Genomic DNA, 22,889 nt, shown 5'->3' on the forward strand with positions numbered 1-22,889 from the left:
TTTTTTAAGAGCTATTCTTCTTAATACAAAGAGGAGAATAAAATGTCTAAAAAGCGAGCTTATTATACGGCGGCCAAGAAGGCAAAAATAACGCTAGCTGCGATTGAGGGGAAACTCACACAAGCGCAAATTACCAGTGAATACGGTGTTCACGCAACGCAGGTAAAAACTTGGAAGCAATCGGCCATCAAAGCCATTAACGATTTATTCTCTGGGGCTAATGAAAAAGAAGCCAAGTCCCAAGAGCAGCTTGTTGAGGCATTATATCAAGAAATTGGTCGACTTCAAGCGCAGCTATCTTGGCTAAAAAAAAAGCATGAACTTTAGTCTGGATGAAAAGCGCGTCATGATTGATCCTCTTGCCGAGCTCACCATTCGTGAACAATGCTTGCTATTAGACTTGCCTGTTTCAAGTTATTATTATAGTGCCAAGCCCATTTCTGTCGAAGATGAAGCGCTTATGGCGCTACTTGATGAGCACTATCTGCAGTATCCATGTGAAGGTAAAATTAAGCGGGCAAGATGGCTGTCAAAAGAAGTAGGCTATCCTGTTGGTAAACGTCGAGTAAAAAAGTTGATGGAAATGATGGGGTTATCGACTGTTTACCCAAAGCCAAATACAAGCGTTCCCAATAAGGAGCATGAGGTGTTCCCTTATTTATTAAAAGAGGTGGATATCACCAAACCAAATCAGGTTTGGGCCGCAGATATCACCTACATCCGCATGAAAGGAAAGCATGTGTATTTAGTAGCTATTATGGACTGGTATAGTCGTTATGTGATTGGATGGGCTATTTCACCTACTATGGAGGCTGAATTTTGTATTGAGGCGCTTAGAAACGCTTTGCTGCATTCGCGTTGTGAGATCTTTAACACGGATCAGGGTTCTCAATTTACCTCAAAAGATTGGATAAATACGCTAAAATCTCACCACATTTCTATCAGCATGGATGGGCGAGGACGTTATTTAGATAATATATTTATCGAGCGATTGTGGCGTAGTGTTAAGCAAGAAAAAATCTACCGGTATGATTTTGATACAATTGAAGAGGTTGAGCTGGCCTTAACGGAGTATTTTGAGTATTATAATAACCGAAGGCTTCACCAGTCCTTTAATTATTTAACGCCCGCAGAGGTGTATTATGGCCGGAAAAGACCATAAACCCTAAATGAGAGCGTCATGACTTACCCACAAGGCCCACAGGCCTATACGAGAAAGTGAAGCTCTCCTGACCTGTGGACTTGTGGATAAGTCATTCTGATAGAGTTGTGGTAAAATGACCTAAGACAATTCGTAGTAGCAATCACTATTCATACGGTATTGAGTAGGTTTAAATAGGTTAATTTGAGTGAATTTTTAACTATAAATGATGGATGAATAGCTCTTATTTTTCCTTAATTTTGTTCCAGACATGCGGACCCATATCAATACATGCCTCTATCCCCCTGAAAAATCCAGGCGTTGAGACTATTAGCGGAACGGGGTCCATCTCGATTAGAGATGGTGAAATTTATAATTTAAACCTGGAACACATGCTAAATAATTTAAAAGATAAGCTTCAACCCGAGATCAAAAATACCCTTGGACAATTAACCAATTGGGATAGCAGCTCGTACAATCGGGGTAATACTTCGTTCAAACTAGCCAGTATGCAGTTCCAGTTTCAAAATGGAATGTTAACCAGTGAGTCTATTTTATTACAAACAGATAAATTACAAGTGAAGGGACATGGAGCTTTAAATCTATTCAATTACGAGTTGAACTCTAAACTTCAAGCTAGCTTAAATAACAACAGTGCAGACCCTGCCATGCTAGAAATTCAGGAAAGACTTAGAGGGTATTTTCCTTTAATAATCTCAGGAACCCTTGATCAACCCAAGGTTCTACCTGATTTTAGGGCAATGTTTCCTCTTCTTGGCCAAAAGCTATTGAATATCAGTATTGAAAAACCCATAAATCAAATCAGAAACCGACTAAAGATTTAAAACATTGATGAATAAAACATTGCAAGACCAGTTTAGTAAACCATTACTGGATTGGTTTGACTTATACGGGCGTAAAGATTTGCCTTGGCAATTACCTCGGACGGCTTATCGGGTATGGGTTTCTGAAATTATGTTACAACAAACCCAAGTACAAACTGTTATTCCCTATTTTAATCGCTTCATACAGCGATTTCCTGCTGTAGACGAATTAGCTCAAGCAAGTGAAGATGAGGTTCTTTCGCTTTGGTCGGGGCTAGGTTATTACAGTAGGGCGAGGAACCTTCACAGCACCGCTAAAACTATAGAAGAACAATATAATGGTTTATTTCCTGAAGATCTTAAATTACTCATGGATCTGCCTGGAATTGGTCCATCAACTGCTGCTGCTATTATGTCACAGGCATTCAATAAACCTGCAGCTATTTTAGATGGAAATGTGAAAAGAGTGCTGGCTCGTTTTTTTCTAATTAAGGGCTGGCCCGAACAAGCCCAAGTCAAGAGATGCATGTGGAGTCTCGCCGATGCCTGCATGCCCCGGAAACGTTGTGCTGACTATACCCAGGCCATTATGGATATGGGTGCTTTATGTTGTACGACTAAAAATCCTGATTGTTTTAATTGCCCTTTACAAAATCATTGCCAGGCTTTTAAAAATAATGAGCAGCACCTTTATCCTAATAAAAAACTAAAAAAACCAGTGCCCATCCAATCGCAACAAATACTGGTTTTATATGATGACCAGGGGCTAATCTATCTCGAAAAAAGACCTCCTACAGGGGTATGGGGTGGTTTGTGGTGTTTACCAGGTTTAGATCAAGGTAAATGCCCTCTCGGTTTCATACAACTTCAATACGACCTCAAGGGAGAAACACCCAAACAACTCACTGCCTTTAAGCACCGTTTCAGTCATTTTCATCTTGAAATCAATGCTCTAAGCATAAAAACCAGAGCTTTAAACAACAAAGTGGCTGCAACTTACGGACAATGGTTTTCAAAAAAGGAGTTATCTCATCTGGGACTTGCTAAACCTACAAGTTTAATCTTATCCAAGTTATATGAGAGTGAAGAAGCTCTTCAATAAAGTTGGAAGGCAGCATAGATATGTTATTGAACACTATACGCATCTCATCATTAAGACAGCCATATAGTTCTTATTTAACCTAAGGTATGGATAAGCTGAAGATTCAGTTGCTTCATTTTGTTTATTTTTATTTCTGATGTTTGGTAAGCAAGAACAGGAAAATCTCACGAAGTACATCAATGACGGCAGACTCAAAATAGAAAATAATCGTTCGGAAACACCATCAAGCATTTTTTTCACTAGTCGAAACGTTCAAAGAACACAATCTTGATGTCTTCGTCTATTCCTAATTACCCGATCGAGAAAGTCGTCACATGCCAAAACATGCAGCATATCCAAAAATTTTTACCCTAAAACACCAATTCTGATCTATTTAAAAGAGGCATATCTGTTTTAAACCATACCGACAAGTAACTCTTTTGTTTGGCGGTTACGGATTATCTTTTCCTTTTCGGTTCTGTAAACATTGTATTAGTTTTTTATCATTCTCATTTTTGTAAGGACATTTTTGCAGGTATTTTTCAACAGCACTAAATGCTGTTTGACTTCCTGTCGTTTGAAACAAAAATGGAAAAATAGCATGAATTAGACAGGCACATCCTCCCTTAATCATAATAAATCCAAATGAAATGGCAAAAAATAAATGAGCCCAATAACTTTGATTTACAGAAGCAGGATGTGCAGTGAATAGTTTTAACATAATAAATTCTCCCAAGAGCCAGATGGATAAGCAATTGGTACCAATTGCTTTATTTTTTCATCATAAATAGGGACGATTTTTGTGATATCTTCTTGTGCGCAAAAATAAATGTCTTTTTCTAAATTTAATTGGGACAAGCGAAGGCCTGCTGGGCAGGTTAAAAGTGAGTCCAATAAATTATCAGAATAAAGGAGGCCGGTGTCTAACAATTGAAATGATTGCAGTTGTTTATTATAAATTAATGAACCGGTTAGAAGATCATCGTTCTCCAGGTTGCCTTTATAGCCCGCTAAAACGATAGAGATGTTAATGTTTAAACGCAAAGCAATTTCTTTCGCCAGTCGTCCTACTGTATCTGCATTAATAATAGCTCCAATTAAAACGGGTACTTTATAGGAGGTACATGCTTTAATTGAAGGGATGCCATTAGTAGAGAAAAAAAGTAATTCGCATCCTTGATGACTATTGTGTAATAAGTCTTCTGGGGAATTACCATAGGTTAGGTGGTCTATTTTTATGCAATTCTGTTCTCCTGCTGTGATTTCCAGTTTACTTACATCGAATGAAGAATTATCGCCCAAACGAATCGATTTGATGCCACCCATGAAGGCTGCAATGATGGAACTGCTGGCACGTAATACGTCAACAATAATACAAAGGTCTCCTCGCTTTGCTGCTTGGCAAGCTCCTTCGGGACCGATTTCAAAACGAATAATTTTATTGTCCATATTACTCCTTTGAAATAGTATCTGCTCTGAGTGAAACACGGAGTGCTTCCAGAGCCAACACATCCCGTGGAGCAATATTTGCTAAATTAACCGAAACCCCAAGATTATTAATAAGCCACACTTGCTGATGCTTAATAGGTGCCTCAAAAAGTAAATCGTGGGCACATACTTCTGTTATAATGCGTTCAAAGTCTTGTGTTTTAATCGAAGTATCTGTATTAAAAAGACCTGTCGTACCAGACTCACGTGCCTCAAGAATAATTTTCCATGCTCCTGCATTTAATTGCTCTCTAATTTCAATTAAACGATCTTCGATACTTAATTGACTGTCTTGTTTCGCATCTTTTCTTCCTACTTCTGATAAGACGACAAAACCATAAGATTTAGCCTTCGTGATTAAATGAATTTTTTCTTCAATTGGAATACCTAATAAACCATCAGACAACTCAACACAATTAAAACCCAAGCGGATGCATTCTTTAAAATAATCCTCAATTTTATTTTGTCTGCGTGCCACTTCAAAGAAAGTACCACCTGGGCAGACATGAATATTGGCTGACTTTAATAAGTTTATTTTCTGCCGTAGTAGTTGTTCAGGATAAAGTTTTGACGTACCAAACCCTAATTTAACAATATCAATATAGTCAGCTACCATTAAAAGAAGCTGCTCTGTGTCCATCAAATGCATTCCCGTATCTAAAAGTGATGTTAAGCCTTCAGTTCTGGGTTTACAGAAGTGCTCCGGGATTTGTATAAAGGAATAAGGGGTGGATAAATTATTTAAGGACGTTGATTTATTAACCAATGATTGAATGTGCTCAATTAATAAGTTTATTGTCTGATTGTTGATTACTGCGGCCTCTGACAAACGACAACTGTTATTTAGGTGGTTTTGCAACCGGGCTTCTAACTCAACGGCCATTAAAGAATCCAGTCCAAATTCAGAAAAATTTTTATTATCGTCAATTGTATCAATACTTATATCAAGCATCTCACTTAATTCCAAATGAATCGCATCTCGTATATTTTGAATAAACGTCAAGTGTTCCAAAGCTTGGTTTTGTTGATCGTGTACTATGTCTTCTTTAGATAAACGATTTATTTCTCTTGATGGTAGTTTTTCTATTGTCCATAGTAATTTTGTGTTGAGTTGCTTATTGATTAATTGAGATTGAATTAGCTTGCGTCTAATTTTACCACTTGTAGTTTTAAGTAAGCTGTGCTCATTAATAAGAGCAATCTGATGGACCGATAATGAATGATCCTGAAGAATAATTTGTTTCACTGCACTAATAATTGCTTCTAAATCGGATTCAAGGTGGTTTTTATTAATTTCTATTACTACTGCAAGCTCCTCTTGATACTCTCCTGGAATACTCACTGCAGCACAAAAACCTTTTCGTACAGCTGGATGGCAGTTTTCTACAGAATTTTCTATGTCATGAGGATAGTGGTTTGTACCATTAATAATAATAAGGTCTTTTAATCTGCCCAAAATGAATAATTTATTATTCAAAGTGAATCCTAAATCACCTGTACGTAGGTAGTTATTCTCTTTACTTGTTGCTAGTTGAGCCTGAAATAAAGTTTCAGTTTCATGTTCTTGATTCCAGTAACCACAAGCCACACTCGCACTAGATAGCCAAATCTCCCCAATTTGCTGATCACCACATGGGATTAAGGTTTTTAGATTGACAACAGTTAGCCCTTCAGAGACTGTTCCGCAACTAACGATAGGATGTGCAAGAGGCTCTTTTGCATCAATTTCCATAAGTTTATTATTGCGTAAAGCTTCTCTATCAAAATAGTGAATTACACCTTCTTTCTCGCCAGTAACCAATAGTGTGTTTTCTGCCAAGCCATAACAGGGCATAAACATTTCTTTTTTAAAACCACAAGGAGAAAATTTCTTGGTAAATTCATCCATAATCTTTATATTTACAGGTTCTGCTCCATTTAAAAAAGCATCCATGCTGCTTAAGTCCAATTGTTCTATCGTAGCAGCAGAAATTTTTCTATTACATAGTGCATAGGCGAAGCTGGGTGCTGAAGTGACTGTTCCCTTGAAGGAGGTAATCGCCTTTAACCAGGTTGATGGATTACGCAAGAAAGTTATTGGTGACATTAAATAAACGGCTATTCCTGTAAAAACAGGATATAGAATTCCTCCAATTAATCCCATATCATGGTAAGGAGGGAGCCAAATTACACAGACAGAATCTAGTTGGGCAACATGAAATTCGTTAATAAATTGTAAATTATTTAATAAGTTACTATGACTTATCATCACACCTTTGGGTTGCCCCGTAGATCCTGATGTATATTGTAAAAATGCAATTTGCTCGGGCTTTATAATCTGTTCTTTATAATCATTAGCTTCGTCTAATGGAATACTATCGGTATTGATCCAGATAAATTTATCGAAGTTCAATTGGCTTAATTCATGAGAATTTTCCAGAAAGTGATTCATAAGATATGTAACAAAGGGTAATTTTTGTAATGCTTTGTTGTTTTTCAATCTGGTTATTTGGTTAATAATAACTTGAGTTGATAAAATTATTTTAGGTTCGGCATTTTTTATAACGGCTTGTAATTTTTCGATTAATTTTTTTTCTGCAGGAGGATAAACTGGTACGGCAATGACACCGGCATAAAATGCGCAAATAAAGAACAGTCCGGGCTGGTAAATTAATAAGACTCTATCTCCTGGTTGTGTATGTTTTTGAATTTTTGCGGCAATAGATTGAGCTTTTATTATTAGTGAAGGATAATTAAGTTTTTCTTCTATACTAATAGATGAATTTATAAAAAATAATCTATCTCGAGACGTTTCCTGAGCTTGTAAGTTAAGTAATTCAACCATATTTCCAAGTTTGGAATGATGAATTGACATACTATTCTCCTGATTAATTGAGCCCTAAACGATTACGCACAGATTGAAATGCGGATAAGGTAATTTCAACATCTTCAAGACTATGCGCAGCTGTAGGGACAAGGCGAAATAGAATAGTTCCCAGGGGAACAACAGGGGCTGATACTGCAGTTACAAAAATACCGTATTCATCTCTTAAAATATGCAATATCTCGATAGCTAACTTTATATCGCCACCACGAATATACACTGGAGTAATCTGTGTTTGAGTTTGTCCAAGATCAAACCCTAGTTTTTTTAATCCTGTTTGCAGGACCGTTGCTATTTGCCACATTTTTAACCGTTTTTCTTTACCATCGATGATAAGATCGGTTGCTTTATCAATTGCATGAATTAAAACCAAAGGATGTGCCTTAGAAAAAATAGCAGGTCTTGAATTAAGGCGTAAGTAAGAAATGACTTCACGAGGCCCACTGGCAAAACCGCCAATTGATACAAAAGCCTTGGCAAAAGTGCCAAAATAAAGATCAATTTCATTTTGTAAATTAAAATACTCCCCACTCCCCCGACCTTCATTACCAATGACACCCAAAGCATGGGCATCATCTAAAAATAAGCGCGCATTATATTTTTCTTTTAATGTACATATGTCCGGTAAATTTGCCAGATCACCTCGCATACCAAAAATGCCCTCAGTGACAATTAAAATCCCACCTTGATTTTCTTTTGAAGCTAATTTTAATTGCCGTTCCAGATCCATCATATCATTATGTTTAAACGGTTTGATCTTTACTCCAGTCCGTGACTGAGCAAGAAAAGCTGCATCAATCATGCATGCATGCGAAAATTGATCAATAATAATAGTATCCCCTTTTCCTACTAAACCGGTTATAGTTCCTAGTACACCCAGGTAGCCTGCAATAAATAAAATTGCAGCATCTTTTTGTGTGAAAGAGGCTAACTTATTTTCTAAATCTACATGAGATACTGTATTGCCAGACATCAGTCGCGCACCCATTGGAGTTGTAGTACTCCAATCCCGGACAGCGTTTAATCCAGCCTCTTGAATTTCTGTATTTTGTGCAAGACCTAAATAATCATTGATGGTCCAAACTATCATAGGTTTGTTTTGAAATTGCATGTGAGGTCCTGAGGGGCCATGTAAAATGGGGCTGATTAAATAGTTTTCATCTTCCTTGCTTTGTGCTGCAAAATTTCCTTTATCGCTATAACATTTATCAAAAATATCTGATTTATTAAATGCCATTTTTTATTCCATAATCTGGAGACCTAATAATGAGTATAGGAGTTAAATATAAATCAATCCAATCGTTTTTTGAACACCTATAATTTTATTGAAAATATACAAGTACCCTCATTTTATAAATATCCATACCAGTAAGACGGAAGAGATCTTCTTTTATATTTTATAATAAACGATTTGCAATCATATATTTTCTGTTTTAACCAATGCCAAAAACTTTCTATTTGATTGTACTTAAGGAGTATAGTGGTAGAACAAAAACTACCCAGGCATGCTCTTTAACAAAAGGCTAACTTTTTTGCGAATGAGACTATTTAAATGAGCCATGGTTTATTTTAGTGATTTACCCTATCTGCGCGAGATCACACAGATTACCTATTTGTAGAAATTGTATTTTATTGTATCAACGCGATAGTTTCTGGATTTGACAGCGGTGAAGCCATAGAGGACTAAGGAGTAGGTATCAACGTTTTCAATGCCACGAAGAAGACGAAAAGCCAGCCTTTATGACTAAATATAGAGATATAGTGTTAGGAATTTGAACTTTGATGCTCTTGCCCGGTTATATTATATTCTGCTAAAGCGTAAAACCTTTAGTATCCAATCAGGTAATGGTTTTTTTGAGTCTCTTTTCTGCAAATTTAAATACCAGCCCATTTTTTTTAGAATGGGTATTTTGTAAGTTTCAACAAACTCAATTAATGCCCCATCAGGATCCTCGATGTAAGCAAAATGCCCCGCAGCATCGCCCATATCAAAATCAGGATTGCTTTCTACTAAAAATTGATAACCTTGCGATTCACAATGCTTTTTAAGAGCTGGCATGTTGTATATATCGAAACAAAAATGGATGAATCCTTGGTCACCCCAAAACCTTCCTGCAAATATTTTTTTCCCTTTTTTATCGGCGAACTGTACTAACTCAATCACGCTGCTTCCCAATAATTTAGAAAAAGCACCTTGTCTTGGTTGGCTATGTTTTAATAAAACCCGTCTTACTTTGTTGCTACTACCTTCAACTCCTTTCCAATCAGAAAACACCCCGGACTTATCATACACAACAGTATCATATCCTAATATGCTCGAATAAAAATTGATTGACTTCTCCATGTTAGATACACCAATAACCATTCCGGAGACACCTCCTTGCTCTAAGACTCCCTTGCTAAACCAATTATTACCTTCAATTATTTCAAACATATTGCCAGATAAATCTTTTAGGTAAAAATGTTTTTGTCCATTGGGATCTGTTGTAACCGGTGTAATTAAATTAAGTTTATTGTGTTTTAGGCGAGCATAGGTTTTATGCACATCTTCCGTTTTCATTTTAGCAATTGTAAAACCCAGATCTCCAACACTTACTGTAAAAAGACAAGGCATAGAATCACGGGTTTTGTATTGCCACATTTCAAAGCCACCACCGCCTTTGAGGTTAATCGCCAGTACAGCATGACGCTGATGCGCTTCCCCACCCGTGTAGAGTAACATATGGCTTACCTCCGATTCTTGATCAAACAGAGGAATATCCATACCAAAATTTTTTCGATACCAGGAAAAAGCTTCAGTAAGTTCTAGATTGCCAATTCCTATTTGTTGAATTCCTGAAATTAAATAGGTCATACTTTATCCTCAAGTTTTTTAATTTGACTAGACTAAAGTGACCTTAGTATCTAGACTATTATCCAAAGAATGTGTTAGAGATCTTATCCATTATTTTATGTGTTAAAATTTAGCTACGGTAATCAGCGCCCTCGCCTACTGCGCACTCCACTGACGCCGATTACAGATTCCACACGATAACTGATTAAACCAGAGCATAACGACCCTGTTTTCAGTTTAGGATTTATCCTCCAAACTTTCCAATTTTGTAGCCTGTTTTTTCATTGACTCACCTTTCATACCAATCGATGAGTGTTATAAATGAGTCTATCTAAAAAAAAAATCGCCTAGCATCATCTCTACGATAGCTTTATACCCTAACCTGCTTGCCCTGTAATTTATCTTGGAGCTATATCCTGTAAATCATTCTCGTATTATTATCTAGAGCTAAGTCTTCTGTACTGAGTCCCTTAATGAGTGCTTTCTTGATATTAGTTATTAGCTTTATTTCCCTGGTATGGGCAGCTAATCATTTAATAACTGGCGCTTTGGGTTTAGCAACTCGCTTCCAACTCTCGCCATTTATTATAGGATTAACTATTGTTGCTTTCGGTACATCAGTTCCTGAGTTAATAATCTTTACTCTGTCTTACCTGGAGAACAAAAATCATCTGATTATAGGAAATGCTATAGGCTCTAATATAGCAAATATTAGTTTAATCTTAGGAATATCGATACTTATTAAACCCCTAACCATTAATTACAATGCCCTAAAAAAAACCTACCCTATAATTATTATCACCATGCTCTTTGCATATAGTCTCACCCTGGATGGTGTTTTAGGTATCATAGATGGGTACCTGTTTTTATTTGCTTGCATTGCCCTGATTATCTTATTTATTTATTTATCGAATCGCAATAACCCCAAAAACCAATTTATCAATGAATTTAAATCGGCAATTAATTGTAACCGATCATTAAAAATGCACATCCTTAGCATGTTTCTAGGCTTGTTTGTGCTTCCGCTTAGCACCAAATATCTAATACAAAGCGCAACAGAACTTGCAAATTTGGCGGGAATGACTCCATTGACAATAGGTTTAACCATTATAGCCATTGGAGCTACCCTGCCTGGTTTAGCCACTGCGGTCATAGCGGTTCTTAAAGGAGAAGAAGATCTTGCAACAGGAACTATTCTGGGTACAAATATTTATAGCTTATTACTAATCCTGGCTTTACCACCAATTATTAACCCGTCTAAAATAGGTTCTTCGCTCTTATGGCGAGAAATGCCGGTAATGGTTTCTTTGACCGTGCTGTTAATTTTTTTAAATTATCAGTATAAAAAGAAACTCGGACTCTGGCATGGTGGAATTCTTCTCATTGTATATTGCAGTTATATTATTTCTTTAATTATAAGAGCGCTTGATTGAACGCTTACAAAATATCGGCCCCATTCCGCGAACTACCAAAACAACCACGTCATCCAACGATATGAGCATGTAGATTATCTAACTGGAGGAGCACTTCCAAGAATTTTAACCGCTTCCACAGCATCTGGTTGGCCCAATCGAGCTGCCATATGAATCCAAAACCATGCTTTATCACGATCCTCTACAACACCTTGCCCATAATAATACATATAACCAATCGCATATTGAGCATCGGGCTGGCCTTTTTCTGCCTGAGGCTTTAACCGAATAAAAGCTCTTCTATAGTCTTGCCCCCTAAAACTCTCTATACCTTGGCGCAAACTTAATGCCCCTCCGGCAATACAGGCAACTAGCAAAGGAATAAGAATGATGACTATTATTAATTTGAATTTATACTTCATGTTCTTTATTCCTCTCGTAAAGGCTCTGCTACAGGTTCAAAGGTTAAATCATTTTTGGGTAAACTTAAACTTTCCAAGGCTCCATTTCGTTCTACCAAAACTCCATTTGCCATAATACGTTTGATTATTGCTCCACCCGGGATTTTATCACCTGTTTTGTACGTATTTTCCTCTCCACCTGCTGAACGAATTATTACTTGTGACTCGTCCGTTTTATCTCCTAACAAAATACCAACTAAATTAACATTCAACATCGATTTTTTAACATTATCCTCATTTAAATCATTCGGAACATACACTCCAAAAAGAGAAGAGTCCAAAATAAAATCTGATGAGTCTGTTTTGGTGTTGTTGGTAAGACTATTGTCAGATTCTGATAAAACAGGAGAATTAACACGAGGAAAAAAAAGGGTGGTGAATTCAAAAATAATCAATATTGAGAAAAGTGAAATTAAACTAATGATTATCCATTTTGCATATTTTGGCGAGAACAAGTAATGGATATCAAATTTCATGTACTCATAACCCTTATTAAATTTAATAGAGCACTATACTTATTAGCGCATTTTATTTATATAGCATGTTGCAAAATTCATTTAGATGCGAATTCATTTATTCTGTGCTAAAAATTAAATGGATACTCATCGTAGCACAAAATATTGTATCTTCATCTTACAAGGTATAAACCTAAGATGAAATAGCTTAAAAATCATTTGCCAAGGATTATTAATGAACAAAGAATCGATTCAAGCTCACGTACATTTAGCAGTCATGTCTCGAGAATATGTAGTCTCCCGATCTATTCAGACAATTGCCAATCTAGGTATTGCAGACCACATGTCTGACCAACCAACATCCCTCCCTGAACTGGCTCGTTTAACGTCAACAGTTCCTGAGCTTTTGGATAGAGTACTCAACTTCCTGACCGTTTACGGGCTTTTTAGCAAACATGGCAACGCTTATGCACTAACTCCATTATCTGCCCCATTAAGGCGCGATCATCCTCACTCTATGAAGGATGTGCTTGGTATGGTTGATGAATCATGGTGGCAAGCGTTCTCTCAACTGGAAGCTGCCCTCAAAACAGGAACCTCTGCATTTAAACTTCAACATGGCACTGATTTTTTTAATTTTCTCAATCATAATCCAGAAAAAAAAACACGCTTTCAGAAGGGTATAGAACAATTATCTAATTTTGATGATGAAGCCATAACTAAAGTATTTAACTTTGGGCAGTTTGAAAGTCTAATCGATATAGGATCGGGTCTAAACAATTTATCAAAAACTATTAAGCATCAATACCCAACCACAACAACTACCTTATTTAATCTGATTGATGAAATTAATCAAGATGTAACCAACGATTATTTCTCATCTTTACCCACTGCTGATGCTTATCTTTTTAAAGGAATATTACATGATTTTGATGATACAAAAGTAAAAAATATTCTTGCCAACTGCTACCAGCATTTACCTAAATTTGCCTCCTTAATTATTGTCGAACAAGTCATGCCTCAAAATCAACAACCCCATACCAACAAAACTATGGATATTATCATGATGGTTTTAGTGGGTGGAAAACAGCGTACTATTAATAGTTGGTGTGAACTGATTGAGACTTCAGGTTTTAAATTAAAAAATGCTTACCCAACCTCAGGGGTGTACACGGTTATGGAGTTTTCAGTAATATGAACCCGAAACTGAGAGATTAGGTATGTTTAATGCCCTAACAGTTCAGTACAGCTTATGAGGCTGATACAACATGGAGCTAAAAATTCCAACAGGATCATGTTGTTTTTTTAACGAGACCCACAGAGAAAATTGATCGCCAAAATGAGTACTCCAATATTCTGGAGGTAAATCCTGACCTAAAAATCCTGATAAATAACGTTTACCTCCTTGCTGAAGAAAACATGCATCCAAATTTTGAATGGCTTGTAAGCAACTATCTTTGAGAATATCAGGAACTCCTGGATTTAAAATCATGAAGGAACAAATTGAATCCTCTTCTGGCAACATTAAAAATCCTTGTTTACGTTTAGCCATAGGGGCTACATGAACCAGACTGGCATAATGAAGAGGCAGTTGTTGTAATAATTCAGCAAGATTTTCTTTTAATACCTTTGTCGTAATAAAACATTCATACCATGGATGCAACAAATCCCATTGCCCTAACATTTTCATTGTATCAAAACGAGAATTATGCCTTAGAAAATATGATGATATTGTTTCTTCTTGAGTATTAATTACCTGCCATGGTTTTAAATGGGAAAGTACGTCATTTAATGCAGGAGCTCTGTTTCCATATTCAACTGAAAGATGAAGCCCATATAGCCATTGGGCCATTGGAACTCTCTTTTCTCCTTTTAGCTTTGCCCCTTGAATTGATGGAGAACAAAACAACTCCATGTAATCTACTTTATCTTTTACTTTATCAATATCTTCAAACCACTGTTCCTGAGATGAATAAACGAGACAAAAGGTTTTAACAAATGACTTTACAGTTCTTAACTCAACAGCGACTTTAGTAATTACAGCAAATTGCCCTTGACCTGATAAACATGCATGAAATAAAGGTGAGTTTTTATTTACAATCTGTTTTAACCCTAAACCATCAATTACTTCCAGTGCACTAATATTACTATTAATAGCCCCATATTTAAATGAGGAAGAGCCGACTCCTCCAGCAGATAATACCCCCCCTACAGATAGATTGCAGTTATAGGGTAAGACAAAAGGTGCTTTGTGTTGTTGCAAAGATAATTCAAGTAAATCTGCCCAGCTTGTATTAGCCTCAATCCAAATTATATCCCCTTGTAAATCTAAAGGTTTTATAAAGTGTCGCATAGACAGAGTCAGGCCTCCGGGGATAGGCAAGGATTGCCCACATTGACTTAAACCATTACCGCGAATGGTTACAGGTAATTTATTTTGATGAGCAAATGTAATTAACGATTGGAGGGAGCTGGTGTTCTCAGGTATGCAGACAGCGGAGGGAGAGGATTGAATTAATTTGCCAAAGTCTTGGCTAAAGGAGACAAGCGTTTGCTCATCCTTGAGCAACGTTTGTCCAGTTTCTCTTTTATGCTGCTTGATTATCTCTGTATTCCACTTTTGGAGTGACATCTTGATTCCTTTCTTTTGCTTGTTCCAATCGTTTGTTACATGCAAGAACTAATCCATCTAACATCTTGTTAAATGCTGCATAGCAACGATCTACCATTTTTAGACCTTCACGACGCGTATTTATGGGCAATCTTCTTTCAAATATATTTTTCTCCATTTCTTCTTCAAATAAAGCATGAGCTAGTTCGACTTCCAAATGAGAGCTTGAGAAGTATTGAAGATTTTTATCTTCGCCCGTTTTTTGGATTTGCTTAACCACTTTTTCAAAGAATACATGTCCTGAAGACTCGATAGTCAAAAGTAAGGCTACATTTAAAATTTCCTCATCCAGTTGATACATTTCTGCCATGATGGCATATGCAGCATCTCGAATAAGCTGAGAATCTTTGCAATATAACCAAGCCACATCATCACGCTCACAAGATTTATCTGCACTGAACTGGCTCATATATTTTTTATCACTCAAGAACCATTTTTCATGACCAGCATCTTCTAACCTGTGATGACGTGCCACCTTTTTTAAATAGGGATCTTTAACTCTTTCTTCGTTAATGCGAAGAATGTCCTGGAAGGTCATAGCCCAAAAGGTTAATTCAGGAACAAAGTAACTGATTTCTTCAATGCTATTTAATTTTTCCAGTAAGCTAAAGAACGGATGATTCATAAATTCATTTTGTTTAGAATCTATATATGTTTGAATAGTTTTCATAACGGACTCCGGGATAAGTTTTATTGACAATTTAATCCTTGCAGTAGCCGTGCCAACATTTTCTCAATTTAAGGTGGGAATTAATCCTTTTTAGTCTGTTTTTTTATTTATTCCGCACCAAAATCTCAGGAAGCGACAAAAAAATGTCCCTGAATCCAAGTATTGTGACAAAATTTTGACCAACAATTTCCTTTAAAATTAATGGTCTATTTTTTGCTCAAAAATATTTGCCAATTTTTTGTCATAATCATTCATTAATTTATCAACTTCTTGCCAATTTACCTCCTTTATATGGTCTATCGAATAACAAATATGATCTAAAAGATTCTCTTGCAACTCTCCTTGCAGCATGGCTTGTGCATAAGGGGTATTGGTAAACATTACTAATACATGCTTTGAAACATATTGTTGGGAATAACGAACCATTAACTCATGTTCCACTTGTTTTCGGAGAATAAAATTTGAATTTCTGATGTCAGAGTGAATTTCATGATAATTATCCATAGACATTTTTGCTACCGCATCGGTATTTAGTTTCCTTTGTTCATAAAAAACAGGCATGACAATTGACCAGTCATCTTTGTGTCGCTCCAATAACTCATCCAAAATTCGGCAATCTTCAAAGGCACTATTCATTCCTTGACCGAAAAATGGAATTACTCCATGTGCTGCATCGCCAATTAATAAACACTCATCCCGATAATGCCAGGGCGAGCACTTTATAGTGCTCATATTTCCGGTTGGATTTTCAAAAAACTCACTAACCAGATTGGGCATTGCTCTATAGGCATCAGGAAACTCCCTTTGAAAAAAAGTAACCAGTTGTTCTTCATTGTCTAAAGACGCGAAACTGTCTTTGCCCTGATTTGCTAAAAATAAAGAACCCGTAATTGAATCATCCGGATTCGGATTACCAAGTAACAAAAAAGAATCGCGTGGCCAAAGGTGAAGATGCTCTTTTGCCATGCCCTTAGCATGTGTTTTACTAATGGATAACTCTTTATATCCATGCGATAAATAATCACGAGTAAACACTACTATTCCTTTGTTTTTTAAAACATCTCGTATATGGGATGAAGCACCGTCAGCGCCTATTAACCTCTCATAGAGGCACTCAACATGCTGTCCATCCCTGGTTTGAAATTGTAATTTTTTCTTATCAATATCTACGTGTTGCAATTTCATATCAAAATGCAATTGTATATTCCTCGACTGTTCTGCTTTATCAAGTAATAAAGCATTAAGTTCTGTTCTTGAAATAGCATTAATGTATTCGTTTTCATGACGACCAAATGGCTGATAGTGAACCTCTGCATTAGATTCATGTATCGCGCGCGCACGCATGGGCACCATAATTTTATTTACTTCATCCATAAGGTTCATGGCCTTCAAACCAGTAATCCCTCTACATGAAAGAGCAAGATTAATCGAACGTCCATAATCAGTTGGACTCTTACGAATATCTGCTCTAGACTCAAATAAATCGACCAAATAACCACGTCTTGCTAAATATAAAGAGCAAAGGGTTCCGGCCAAACCGCTGCCAATTATGGTAATTTTTTTCATTATGCCTCCGTACCCATATTACTTCCCTGTAAACAAACAGCTTTACTTAGGCTTTGTCTTAAATTAATACCCCCATATGCAAAATCTAATCCATACAACAAAGAAAGCTTCACTCAGTTTAAATGCAGCCGTCAATGTAATAGCGATAACAAGCTATGCTTGTAATCTATTATCAGCAATACACTTGTTATTTAAGGACAACAAGGAGCCTTAGCCAACAAGCTAATGCATCAGCAATAGAATTACTGCAAGAATTATACCTACTTTTGGAATATGACTACTGTTTAAGCGGGTTTGTAAGGTTATTAATGATAGCCTTCCAGACTTTTACCGCGAAAAACATGATATGCATATAAAGTGTATGCAAACAATATGGGTAACATAATAGCAACACCCACCAAAATAAAACGTAAGGTTGAGTCGGGTGCAGCAGCTTCCCATATAGTTACCTGATGAGGTATCAGGAAGGGATAAACACTTATAGCAATTCCTGCATAGGAGCATAAAAATATAATGATACTGAAGATAAACGGTTTGAGTTCATGACCCAAAGTTAAGCTTCTCCATGTCAAATAGACCATTAATGCGGTTATTACAGGTAAGGGGGTTAAATAAAGAATATTCGGAAAACTGTACCAGCGCTCAAAAATAATCTCGCTGTGCAAAGGAGTCCAAATACTAACAAAAACCAGAAAAAAACTAAGCAGAACAAGCAGGCCTTTAGCAAAATGAACCATTCTTCTTTGTAAGGCCTTTTCACTTTTAATAATCATCCAGGTAGCACCCAGCAAACCATAACCACAAATCAAGGCAATCCCGGTTAATAAACTAAAGGGGCTCAGCCAGTCAGGATTGTTGATAGTCATTGATCCTTCATCTATTTTAAATCCCTGAACAAAACAACCTAAGATCACTCCTTGGAAAAAAGTTACTCCTATTGAGCTTATTGCAAAAATCCAGTTCCACAAAACCTTGGAACGGTTCGCTTTAAAGCGGAACTCAAAGCTCACACCTCTAAAAATCAATCCGATCAGCATGAGCATAATCGGCATATACAGAATAGGTAACAAAACTCCATAAACCAGAGGAAAGGCTCCATAAAGCATGGCTCCACCAAAAACCAACCAAGTCTCATTGCCATCCCATACAGGTGCTACTGAATTCATCATTTGATCGCGTTCTTTTTCATTTTTTGTAAAAGGAAATAAGATGCCGATGCCTAAATCAAAGCCATCTAAAACAACATACATAATAACGATAAATGCAAGAATACTAGCAAAGATAAAAGGTAACATAGTTATTTATCTCCTGGATTGTTAGTCATGTATTGGAAGGCATGATGCTCTGAATCCTCTATTACTTTTGGACCGATTTTAATTGTCTTAAATAAATAAACGAGATAAAAACTAAAGGTAACCCCATAAGCTAAAAACAAAAGAATCATTGAGATAATTACCTCTTCCATACCGATTGCCGATACTGAATCCTTTGTTTTAAGTAAATTATAGACAACCCAAGGCTGCCGACCTATTTCAGCAGTTAACCATCCAGCAATACTGGCGATAAATCCCAGAGGAACAATTAGAATACACCAGCGATGGAACCATGAAGAGACGTATAATTTTTTTCTAATTCGCAAAAACAGAGCAAATATGGCCGTAAATAACATCAGCAAACCAATACCTACCATAATACGGAAAGTGAAAAATACACTGATCACGTCTGGCTGTTCCTGAGGACTAACTGTTTTTAAACCAATCAACTTGCCATCCCATGAGTGAGTGTTAATCAGGCTGGCAAGCTTCGGAATCTCTATAGCATAGAGATTTTTTTGCTCTGATTGGGAGGGAATAGCAAATAAAACCAAAGGAGCGCCTTTTTGAGTTTCCCATACCGCTTCCATTGCAGCAGTTTTAAGCGGTTGGTACTCTCTAACATTTAGTCCTACAACATCACCCACAAAAATCTGCAAAGGAATAACTAACAAAGCCGCCCACATAACAAAAGAAAGACCTTTTTTAGCCACTTCCACATGCTGTTTCCTGAGCAAATAATAACTGGAAACCGCAGCTACAACAAAACAGGTTGTTGCATAGGATGCCAGAACCATATGAATATAACGAGGAATAAAAGAAGGATTAAAAACGACATCCCACCAGCTACTTACAATGTATTTTCCAGCGATAAAATCATAACCAGACGGAGTCTGCATCCAGGAATTTGCAGACAATATCCAAAACGCAGAAATTGTAGTTCCAACTGTAACCAATAATGTGGCAGCAAAATGCAATATTGGAGGTACTCGCTTCCATCCAAAAAGCATAACCCCCAGAAACCCAGCCTCTAAAAAGAAGGCTGTTAATGTTTCATAAGCAAATAAGGCTCCCAGTACATTTCCAAATTTGGCAATAAAGGGACCGAAGTTAGTGCCTATTTGATAGGCCAGAACTATCCCGGAAACAACGCCCATTCCAAAGGTAAGAGCAAAAATTTTAGTCCAGAATTTACAGATACTTAGATAAACTGGATTTCCTGATTTAAGCCATATTGCTTCCATTATGACCAAAAATACGGCCAATCCTAAATTCAAGGTTGGAAACAAAATATGAAACCCTATGCTAAATCCAAATTGGATTCTTGATAATACTTCAACAATCATGTGACTACCTCAAAATTAGAGTGCTTTTAATCCAGTCCTATATCTTCCTCTTATTTCTTAAAAAATAACACATTGGTTCTACCTTTAGGAGTATCAATACCTCTCCTGCGCTCCCAACCTATCCGGAGCTTTCTCCCTTTTTTTTATCTCACTGCTGAAAAGATCTATCAAAAGCACGGACTGCATCCAGGATGTTCTTGCAAACTGGAGATGCCGAGTTTGAATACATAAAATTTATTGGTTATATGATAACTTAAAAAACTACAGGATGTAATAGTTGATAGTTCAGGAATTCTTGATTTTTGCCTGCGGGAGACTCTTTACATACTCAAAAATTTTATCAGGGGTATCAGGAGCCTTGTAATAGTAACCTTGAGCATAATCGCAGCCATGAGAAATAATGAAGTCTTTCTGAAACTCCGTTTCTATTCCTTCAGCTAACACTTCTATATTTAAACTGTGCCCTAAATTAATGATTGCCTTAGCTATAGAGGCATCATTTTGATTAGAAGCCATTTCACTAATGAACGAACGATCAATTTTTAATTTATCAACCGGAAATTGTTTTAGATAAGACAGACTTGAATAACCTGTTCCGAAATCATCAATTACTAATTTAATACCCATGTCTTTTAATGAATACATGGTGTCAACAACATGATCAATATCTTCAATTAACAAACTCTCTGTTAACTCAAGCTCGAGGTACTTTGCTGGCAGTCCAATACTTTCCAGTATTCCCGACACTAACTCGGGCAAATTCGTTTGACGAAATTGGCGCCCAGAAATATTTACAGCAACAGTTAAATTTTTGAGTCCTTGCTTTTGCCATTTTTTCATTTGCAAACATGCTTCCCGTAATACCCACTCCCCCATTTCAAGAATTAAGCCATTTTCTTCAGCCATCGGTATAAAATCTGTAGGACTGACCATACCCAAAATCTTGCTGTTCCAACGCATTAGAGCCTCAAACCCTACAATTTTAGATTGCTTTAAATCGATAAGAGGCTGATATACCAAAAATAATTCTCTATTTTTTAATGCATCTCTTAAGGCATTATCCAACTGCATATGATTAATGACTCGTCTATTCATTTCAGGCTCAAATACTCTGAAGGTATTTCTTCCATTATCTTTTGCGTGATACATTGACAAATCAGCACTTTTCATTAAAGATTCATAATCAAGGCCATCTCGAGGATAAAAACTAATTCCCAGACTGGCTGTAATTTTTAGATTGTGTTGGTCAATTTGCATGGGCCTTGCTATCGCGTGCAATAGCTCTTGTGCCATAGTTTCCGCCTGCTTCATATCGTCAAGATTGGAAAGTAAAATAACAAACTCATCTCCACCAAGACGAGCAACAGTATCAAAATCATCAGTGGCAATTAACAGCCTGTTTGCGATAAATTGTAATAATTTATCACCCATATTGTGACCTAGTGTATCATTAGTCATTTTAAAGCGATCTAAATCCAGAAATAAAAAAGCTAATATTGAGTTTTTCTTTTTCGCTTGTAAAATACCCTGCTCCACCCTGTCCATAAGCAGAACTCGATTAGGTAAGTTAGTCAGGGAATCATATGTAGCCTGCATTAGTAATTGGTTTTCCATATCTCGGCGTTGAGTTACATCATTTAAAATACAGACATAATGCTTAACATGCCCTAACAGATCCTTAACTGGCGCAACACTTGTTTCACACCAAAATACCTCACCATTTCTTTTGATGCTTTCCATTTCGACCGTTTCTTCACGTAATTCTCTTATTGCAAGCTGTATCCTTTTATTATTTACCTCATCAACATTTATACCCTGCAAGGTAGGTAAAGTTTTCCCTAAAGCCATGCTCTCGGGATATCCAGTAGTTTTTTCGAAGGCTTTATTAATGTATATCACCTTGTTTTCATTGTTGGTAATATCAATAATTGCTATACCGTGAGTACTTGCTTCGATAGCTCGCTCACGAATACGTAGTTCATCCAGTGCCATTCTTTTTTGAGTTACATCCCGAAAACTATACACTCGACCTACTATTTGATTACCTACACGTTGTGGTTGGGTAAATCGTTCGTATATTCGACCATCCTTAAAAATTAATTCCGGTAACTCGCCTTGCCATTCCGGATTTTGATAAAGATACTGAACATCTGAAATTAATGATTGAGGATCGGTTAATTGCTCTAATATGTAGTCAAAACTAATACTCTCTTTTCCAGACTCCATCATATAAGAAGGTATACGCCACATTTCGACAAATTTCTGGTTCCAATCAACTACCGCGCCTTGGCCATTTACCATCATAATCCCATCAGCAGTTGACTCTAACGTTGCACGCAAAAGGGATAGGGATTTCTCAAGTTCGGTATTTTTTTTAACTATTTCATCAGTTTTTACCGAAATATTATCGGTTAAAGGTGCGGTTGAAGAGCGCTTAAAATCGGGTTGATTGTGATACCATTGCTCAAGCAAAACAGATAGCTGAGGATGCATTCCAACTATATCCAATTCCTCACTTATATCAGTGATAGATGGCTCCTTGCCACTTTTTTTTATTATTTCTGCGGCAGCGGCAACTTTTTCGTAATTGAGTTCTTGCCTACGCATGCATCCCTCTCTAGAATGTTCTTACATATCAGTTCACTTTATTTAACTTTAGAACATAATAGACCAAATGTATAATACCAAGTCAAATAAAAGGCTGTATTAAACTTTTTTCAACTCGTTAATGAAGAAAGGAGTCTCTTGTTTGCCCCTGCTGAATT

Annotated in this window: 19 protein-coding genes; 6 read left to right on the forward strand and 13 right to left on the reverse strand. The window is 36.7% G+C overall.

The window, feature by feature from the left end; all coding sequences use genetic code 11:
* Window positions 1–42 precede the first annotated feature (42 nt).
* The 4 genes from HRS36_RS11420 (at window position 43) to mutY (ending at window position 3,067) form a co-directional block, all read left to right on the forward strand.
* The gene (locus tag HRS36_RS11420) at window positions 43–327 is read left to right on the forward strand and encodes a transposase (protein ID WP_173235475.1); all 285 of its coding nucleotides are present in this window, start codon (window positions 43–45) and stop codon (window positions 325–327) included.
* Complete coding sequence (locus HRS36_RS11425) at window positions 317–1,162, forward strand: IS3 family transposase (protein ID WP_173235473.1); 846 nt, start codon at window positions 317–319, stop codon at window positions 1,160–1,162. The genes HRS36_RS11420 and HRS36_RS11425 overlap by 11 nt, the downstream gene beginning before the upstream one ends.
* A 212-nt stretch (window positions 1,163–1,374) precedes the next feature.
* Window positions 1,375–1,986: an AsmA-like C-terminal region-containing protein gene (locus HRS36_RS11430; protein WP_173237416.1), complete on the forward strand. Its 612-nt coding sequence runs from the start codon at window positions 1,375–1,377 to the stop codon at window positions 1,984–1,986.
* A gap of 4 nt (window positions 1,987–1,990) precedes the next feature.
* Window positions 1,991–3,067: an A/G-specific adenine glycosylase gene (mutY, locus tag HRS36_RS11435; protein WP_420814301.1), complete on the forward strand. Its 1,077-nt coding sequence runs from the start codon at window positions 1,991–1,993 to the stop codon at window positions 3,065–3,067.
* Window positions 3,068–3,497: 430 nt separating this feature from the next.
* Here mutY and HRS36_RS11440 read toward each other — a convergent pair whose 3' ends face one another.
* From HRS36_RS11440 to HRS36_RS11460, 5 genes are all read right to left on the reverse strand, one after another.
* Window positions 3,498–3,767 carry a DUF6356 family protein gene (locus tag HRS36_RS11440; protein WP_173237418.1) on the reverse strand — a complete coding sequence of 90 codons (270 nt, stop codon included), beginning with the start codon at window positions 3,765–3,767 and terminating at the stop codon, window positions 3,498–3,500.
* Window positions 3,761–4,495 (reverse strand): 2-phosphosulfolactate phosphatase, encoded by a 735-nt coding sequence (locus HRS36_RS11445; RefSeq protein WP_173237419.1) that lies wholly within the window; start codon window positions 4,493–4,495, stop codon window positions 3,761–3,763. Before HRS36_RS11445 ends, HRS36_RS11440 begins: the two co-directional genes overlap by 7 nt.
* Before the next feature lies 1 nt (window position 4,496).
* The gene (locus HRS36_RS11450) at window positions 4,497–7,388 is read right to left on the reverse strand and encodes a phosphosulfolactate synthase (protein ID WP_173237420.1); all 2,892 of its coding nucleotides are present in this window, start codon (window positions 7,386–7,388) and stop codon (window positions 4,497–4,499) included.
* 13 nt (window positions 7,389–7,401) lie between these two features.
* On the reverse strand, window positions 7,402–8,634 hold the full coding sequence (locus tag HRS36_RS11455; protein WP_173237421.1) for an aminotransferase class I/II-fold pyridoxal phosphate-dependent enzyme: 1,233 nt from the start codon (window positions 8,632–8,634) through the stop codon (window positions 7,402–7,404).
* A 564-nt stretch (window positions 8,635–9,198) separates the two neighbouring features.
* On the reverse strand, window positions 9,199–10,251 hold the full coding sequence (locus tag HRS36_RS11460) for a VOC family protein (RefSeq protein ID WP_173237422.1): 1,053 nt from the start codon (window positions 10,249–10,251) through the stop codon (window positions 9,199–9,201).
* A gap of 452 nt (window positions 10,252–10,703) precedes the next feature.
* On the opposite strand from HRS36_RS11460, the gene HRS36_RS11465 reads away from it, so the two are divergent.
* Window positions 10,704–11,663 carry a calcium/sodium antiporter gene (locus HRS36_RS11465; RefSeq protein ID WP_173237423.1) on the forward strand — a complete coding sequence of 320 codons (960 nt, stop codon included), beginning with the start codon at window positions 10,704–10,706 and terminating at the stop codon, window positions 11,661–11,663.
* 74 nt (window positions 11,664–11,737) lie between these two features.
* Here HRS36_RS11465 and HRS36_RS11470 read toward each other — a convergent pair whose 3' ends face one another.
* A complete protein-coding gene (locus HRS36_RS11470; RefSeq protein ID WP_173237424.1) occupies window positions 11,738–12,064 on the reverse strand; it encodes an SEL1-like repeat protein in 327 nt (108 codons plus the stop codon).
* Window positions 12,065–12,069: 5 nt separating this feature from the next.
* On the reverse strand, window positions 12,070–12,579 hold the full coding sequence (locus HRS36_RS11475) for a type II secretion system protein N (RefSeq protein ID WP_173237425.1): 510 nt from the start codon (window positions 12,577–12,579) through the stop codon (window positions 12,070–12,072).
* Window positions 12,580–12,793: 214 nt separating this feature from the next.
* Here HRS36_RS11475 and HRS36_RS11480 point away from each other — a divergent pair, with 214 nt between their 5' ends.
* On the forward strand, window positions 12,794–13,756 hold the full coding sequence (locus HRS36_RS11480) for a methyltransferase (protein ID WP_173237426.1): 963 nt from the start codon (window positions 12,794–12,796) through the stop codon (window positions 13,754–13,756).
* 42 nt (window positions 13,757–13,798) lie between these two features.
* Here the strand turns inward: HRS36_RS11480 and HRS36_RS11485 are convergent, their stop codons facing one another.
* From HRS36_RS11485 to HRS36_RS11510, 6 genes are all read right to left on the reverse strand, one after another.
* Complete coding sequence (locus tag HRS36_RS11485) at window positions 13,799–15,190, reverse strand: FAD-binding protein (protein ID WP_173237427.1); 1,392 nt, start codon at window positions 15,188–15,190, stop codon at window positions 13,799–13,801.
* Entirely contained in the window at window positions 15,147–15,899 is a 753-nt protein-coding gene (locus tag HRS36_RS11490; RefSeq protein ID WP_173237428.1) for a hypothetical protein, read from the reverse strand. Before HRS36_RS11490 ends, HRS36_RS11485 begins: the two co-directional genes overlap by 44 nt.
* Window positions 15,900–16,097: 198 nt before the next feature.
* Entirely contained in the window at window positions 16,098–17,465 is a 1,368-nt protein-coding gene (locus tag HRS36_RS11495) for an FAD-dependent oxidoreductase (protein WP_173237429.1), read from the reverse strand.
* Between the two features lie 305 nt (window positions 17,466–17,770).
* The gene (gene cydB, locus HRS36_RS11500) at window positions 17,771–18,760 is read right to left on the reverse strand and encodes a cytochrome d ubiquinol oxidase subunit II (protein ID WP_173237430.1); all 990 of its coding nucleotides are present in this window, start codon (window positions 18,758–18,760) and stop codon (window positions 17,771–17,773) included.
* Between the two features lie 2 nt (window positions 18,761–18,762).
* A complete protein-coding gene (locus tag HRS36_RS11505; RefSeq protein ID WP_173237431.1) occupies window positions 18,763–20,124 on the reverse strand; it encodes a cytochrome ubiquinol oxidase subunit I in 1,362 nt (453 codons plus the stop codon).
* Window positions 20,125–20,409: 285 nt separating this feature from the next.
* Window positions 20,410–22,731, reverse strand: coding sequence for an EAL domain-containing protein (locus tag HRS36_RS11510; RefSeq protein WP_173237432.1), 2,322 nt, complete (start codon window positions 22,729–22,731; stop codon window positions 20,410–20,412).
* Window positions 22,732–22,889 lie beyond the last annotated feature (158 nt).

Origin of the sequence: Legionella antarctica, from assembly GCF_011764505.1 — a bacterium.
Taxonomy (GTDB): Bacteria; Pseudomonadota; Gammaproteobacteria; order Legionellales; family Legionellaceae; genus Legionella; species Legionella antarctica.

What these genes read in the sequence shown, in the direction of transcription:
- HRS36_RS11470 (WP_173237424.1), bottom strand. Translation starts at nt 12,064, where the DNA reads ATGAAGTATAAATTCAAATTAATAATAGTCATCATTCTTATTCCTTTG.
- HRS36_RS11425 (WP_173235473.1), top strand. Translation starts at nt 317, where the DNA reads ATGAACTTTAGTCTGGATGAAAAGCGCGTCATGATTGATCCTCTTGCC.
- HRS36_RS11440 (WP_173237418.1), bottom strand. Translation starts at nt 3,767, where the DNA reads ATGTTAAAACTATTCACTGCACATCCTGCTTCTGTAAATCAAAGTTAT.
- HRS36_RS11490 (WP_173237428.1), bottom strand. Translation starts at nt 15,899, where the DNA reads ATGAAAACTATTCAAACATATATAGATTCTAAACAAAATGAATTTATG.
- cydB (WP_173237430.1), bottom strand. Translation starts at nt 18,760, where the DNA reads ATGTTACCTTTTATCTTTGCTAGTATTCTTGCATTTATCGTTATTATG.
- HRS36_RS11480 (WP_173237426.1), top strand. Translation starts at nt 12,794, where the DNA reads ATGAACAAAGAATCGATTCAAGCTCACGTACATTTAGCAGTCATGTCT.
- HRS36_RS11510 (WP_173237432.1), bottom strand. Translation starts at nt 22,731, where the DNA reads ATGCGTAGGCAAGAACTCAATTACGAAAAAGTTGCCGCTGCCGCAGAA.
- HRS36_RS11485 (WP_173237427.1), bottom strand. Translation starts at nt 15,190, where the DNA reads ATGTCACTCCAAAAGTGGAATACAGAGATAATCAAGCAGCATAAAAGA.
- HRS36_RS11475 (WP_173237425.1), bottom strand. Translation starts at nt 12,579, where the DNA reads ATGAAATTTGATATCCATTACTTGTTCTCGCCAAAATATGCAAAATGG.
- HRS36_RS11495 (WP_173237429.1), bottom strand. Translation starts at nt 17,465, where the DNA reads ATGAAAAAAATTACCATAATTGGCAGCGGTTTGGCCGGAACCCTTTGC.
- HRS36_RS11460 (WP_173237422.1), bottom strand. Translation starts at nt 10,251, where the DNA reads ATGACCTATTTAATTTCAGGAATTCAACAAATAGGAATTGGCAATCTA.
- HRS36_RS11445 (WP_173237419.1), bottom strand. Translation starts at nt 4,495, where the DNA reads ATGGACAATAAAATTATTCGTTTTGAAATCGGTCCCGAAGGAGCTTGC.
- HRS36_RS11430 (WP_173237416.1), top strand. Translation starts at nt 1,375, where the DNA reads ATGAATAGCTCTTATTTTTCCTTAATTTTGTTCCAGACATGCGGACCC.
- HRS36_RS11505 (WP_173237431.1), bottom strand. Translation starts at nt 20,124, where the DNA reads ATGATTGTTGAAGTATTATCAAGAATCCAATTTGGATTTAGCATAGGG.
- HRS36_RS11465 (WP_173237423.1), top strand. Translation starts at nt 10,704, where the DNA reads ATGAGTGCTTTCTTGATATTAGTTATTAGCTTTATTTCCCTGGTATGG.
- HRS36_RS11455 (WP_173237421.1), bottom strand. Translation starts at nt 8,634, where the DNA reads ATGGCATTTAATAAATCAGATATTTTTGATAAATGTTATAGCGATAAA.
- HRS36_RS11450 (WP_173237420.1), bottom strand. Translation starts at nt 7,388, where the DNA reads ATGTCAATTCATCATTCCAAACTTGGAAATATGGTTGAATTACTTAAC.
- HRS36_RS11420 (WP_173235475.1), top strand. Translation starts at nt 43, where the DNA reads ATGTCTAAAAAGCGAGCTTATTATACGGCGGCCAAGAAGGCAAAAATA.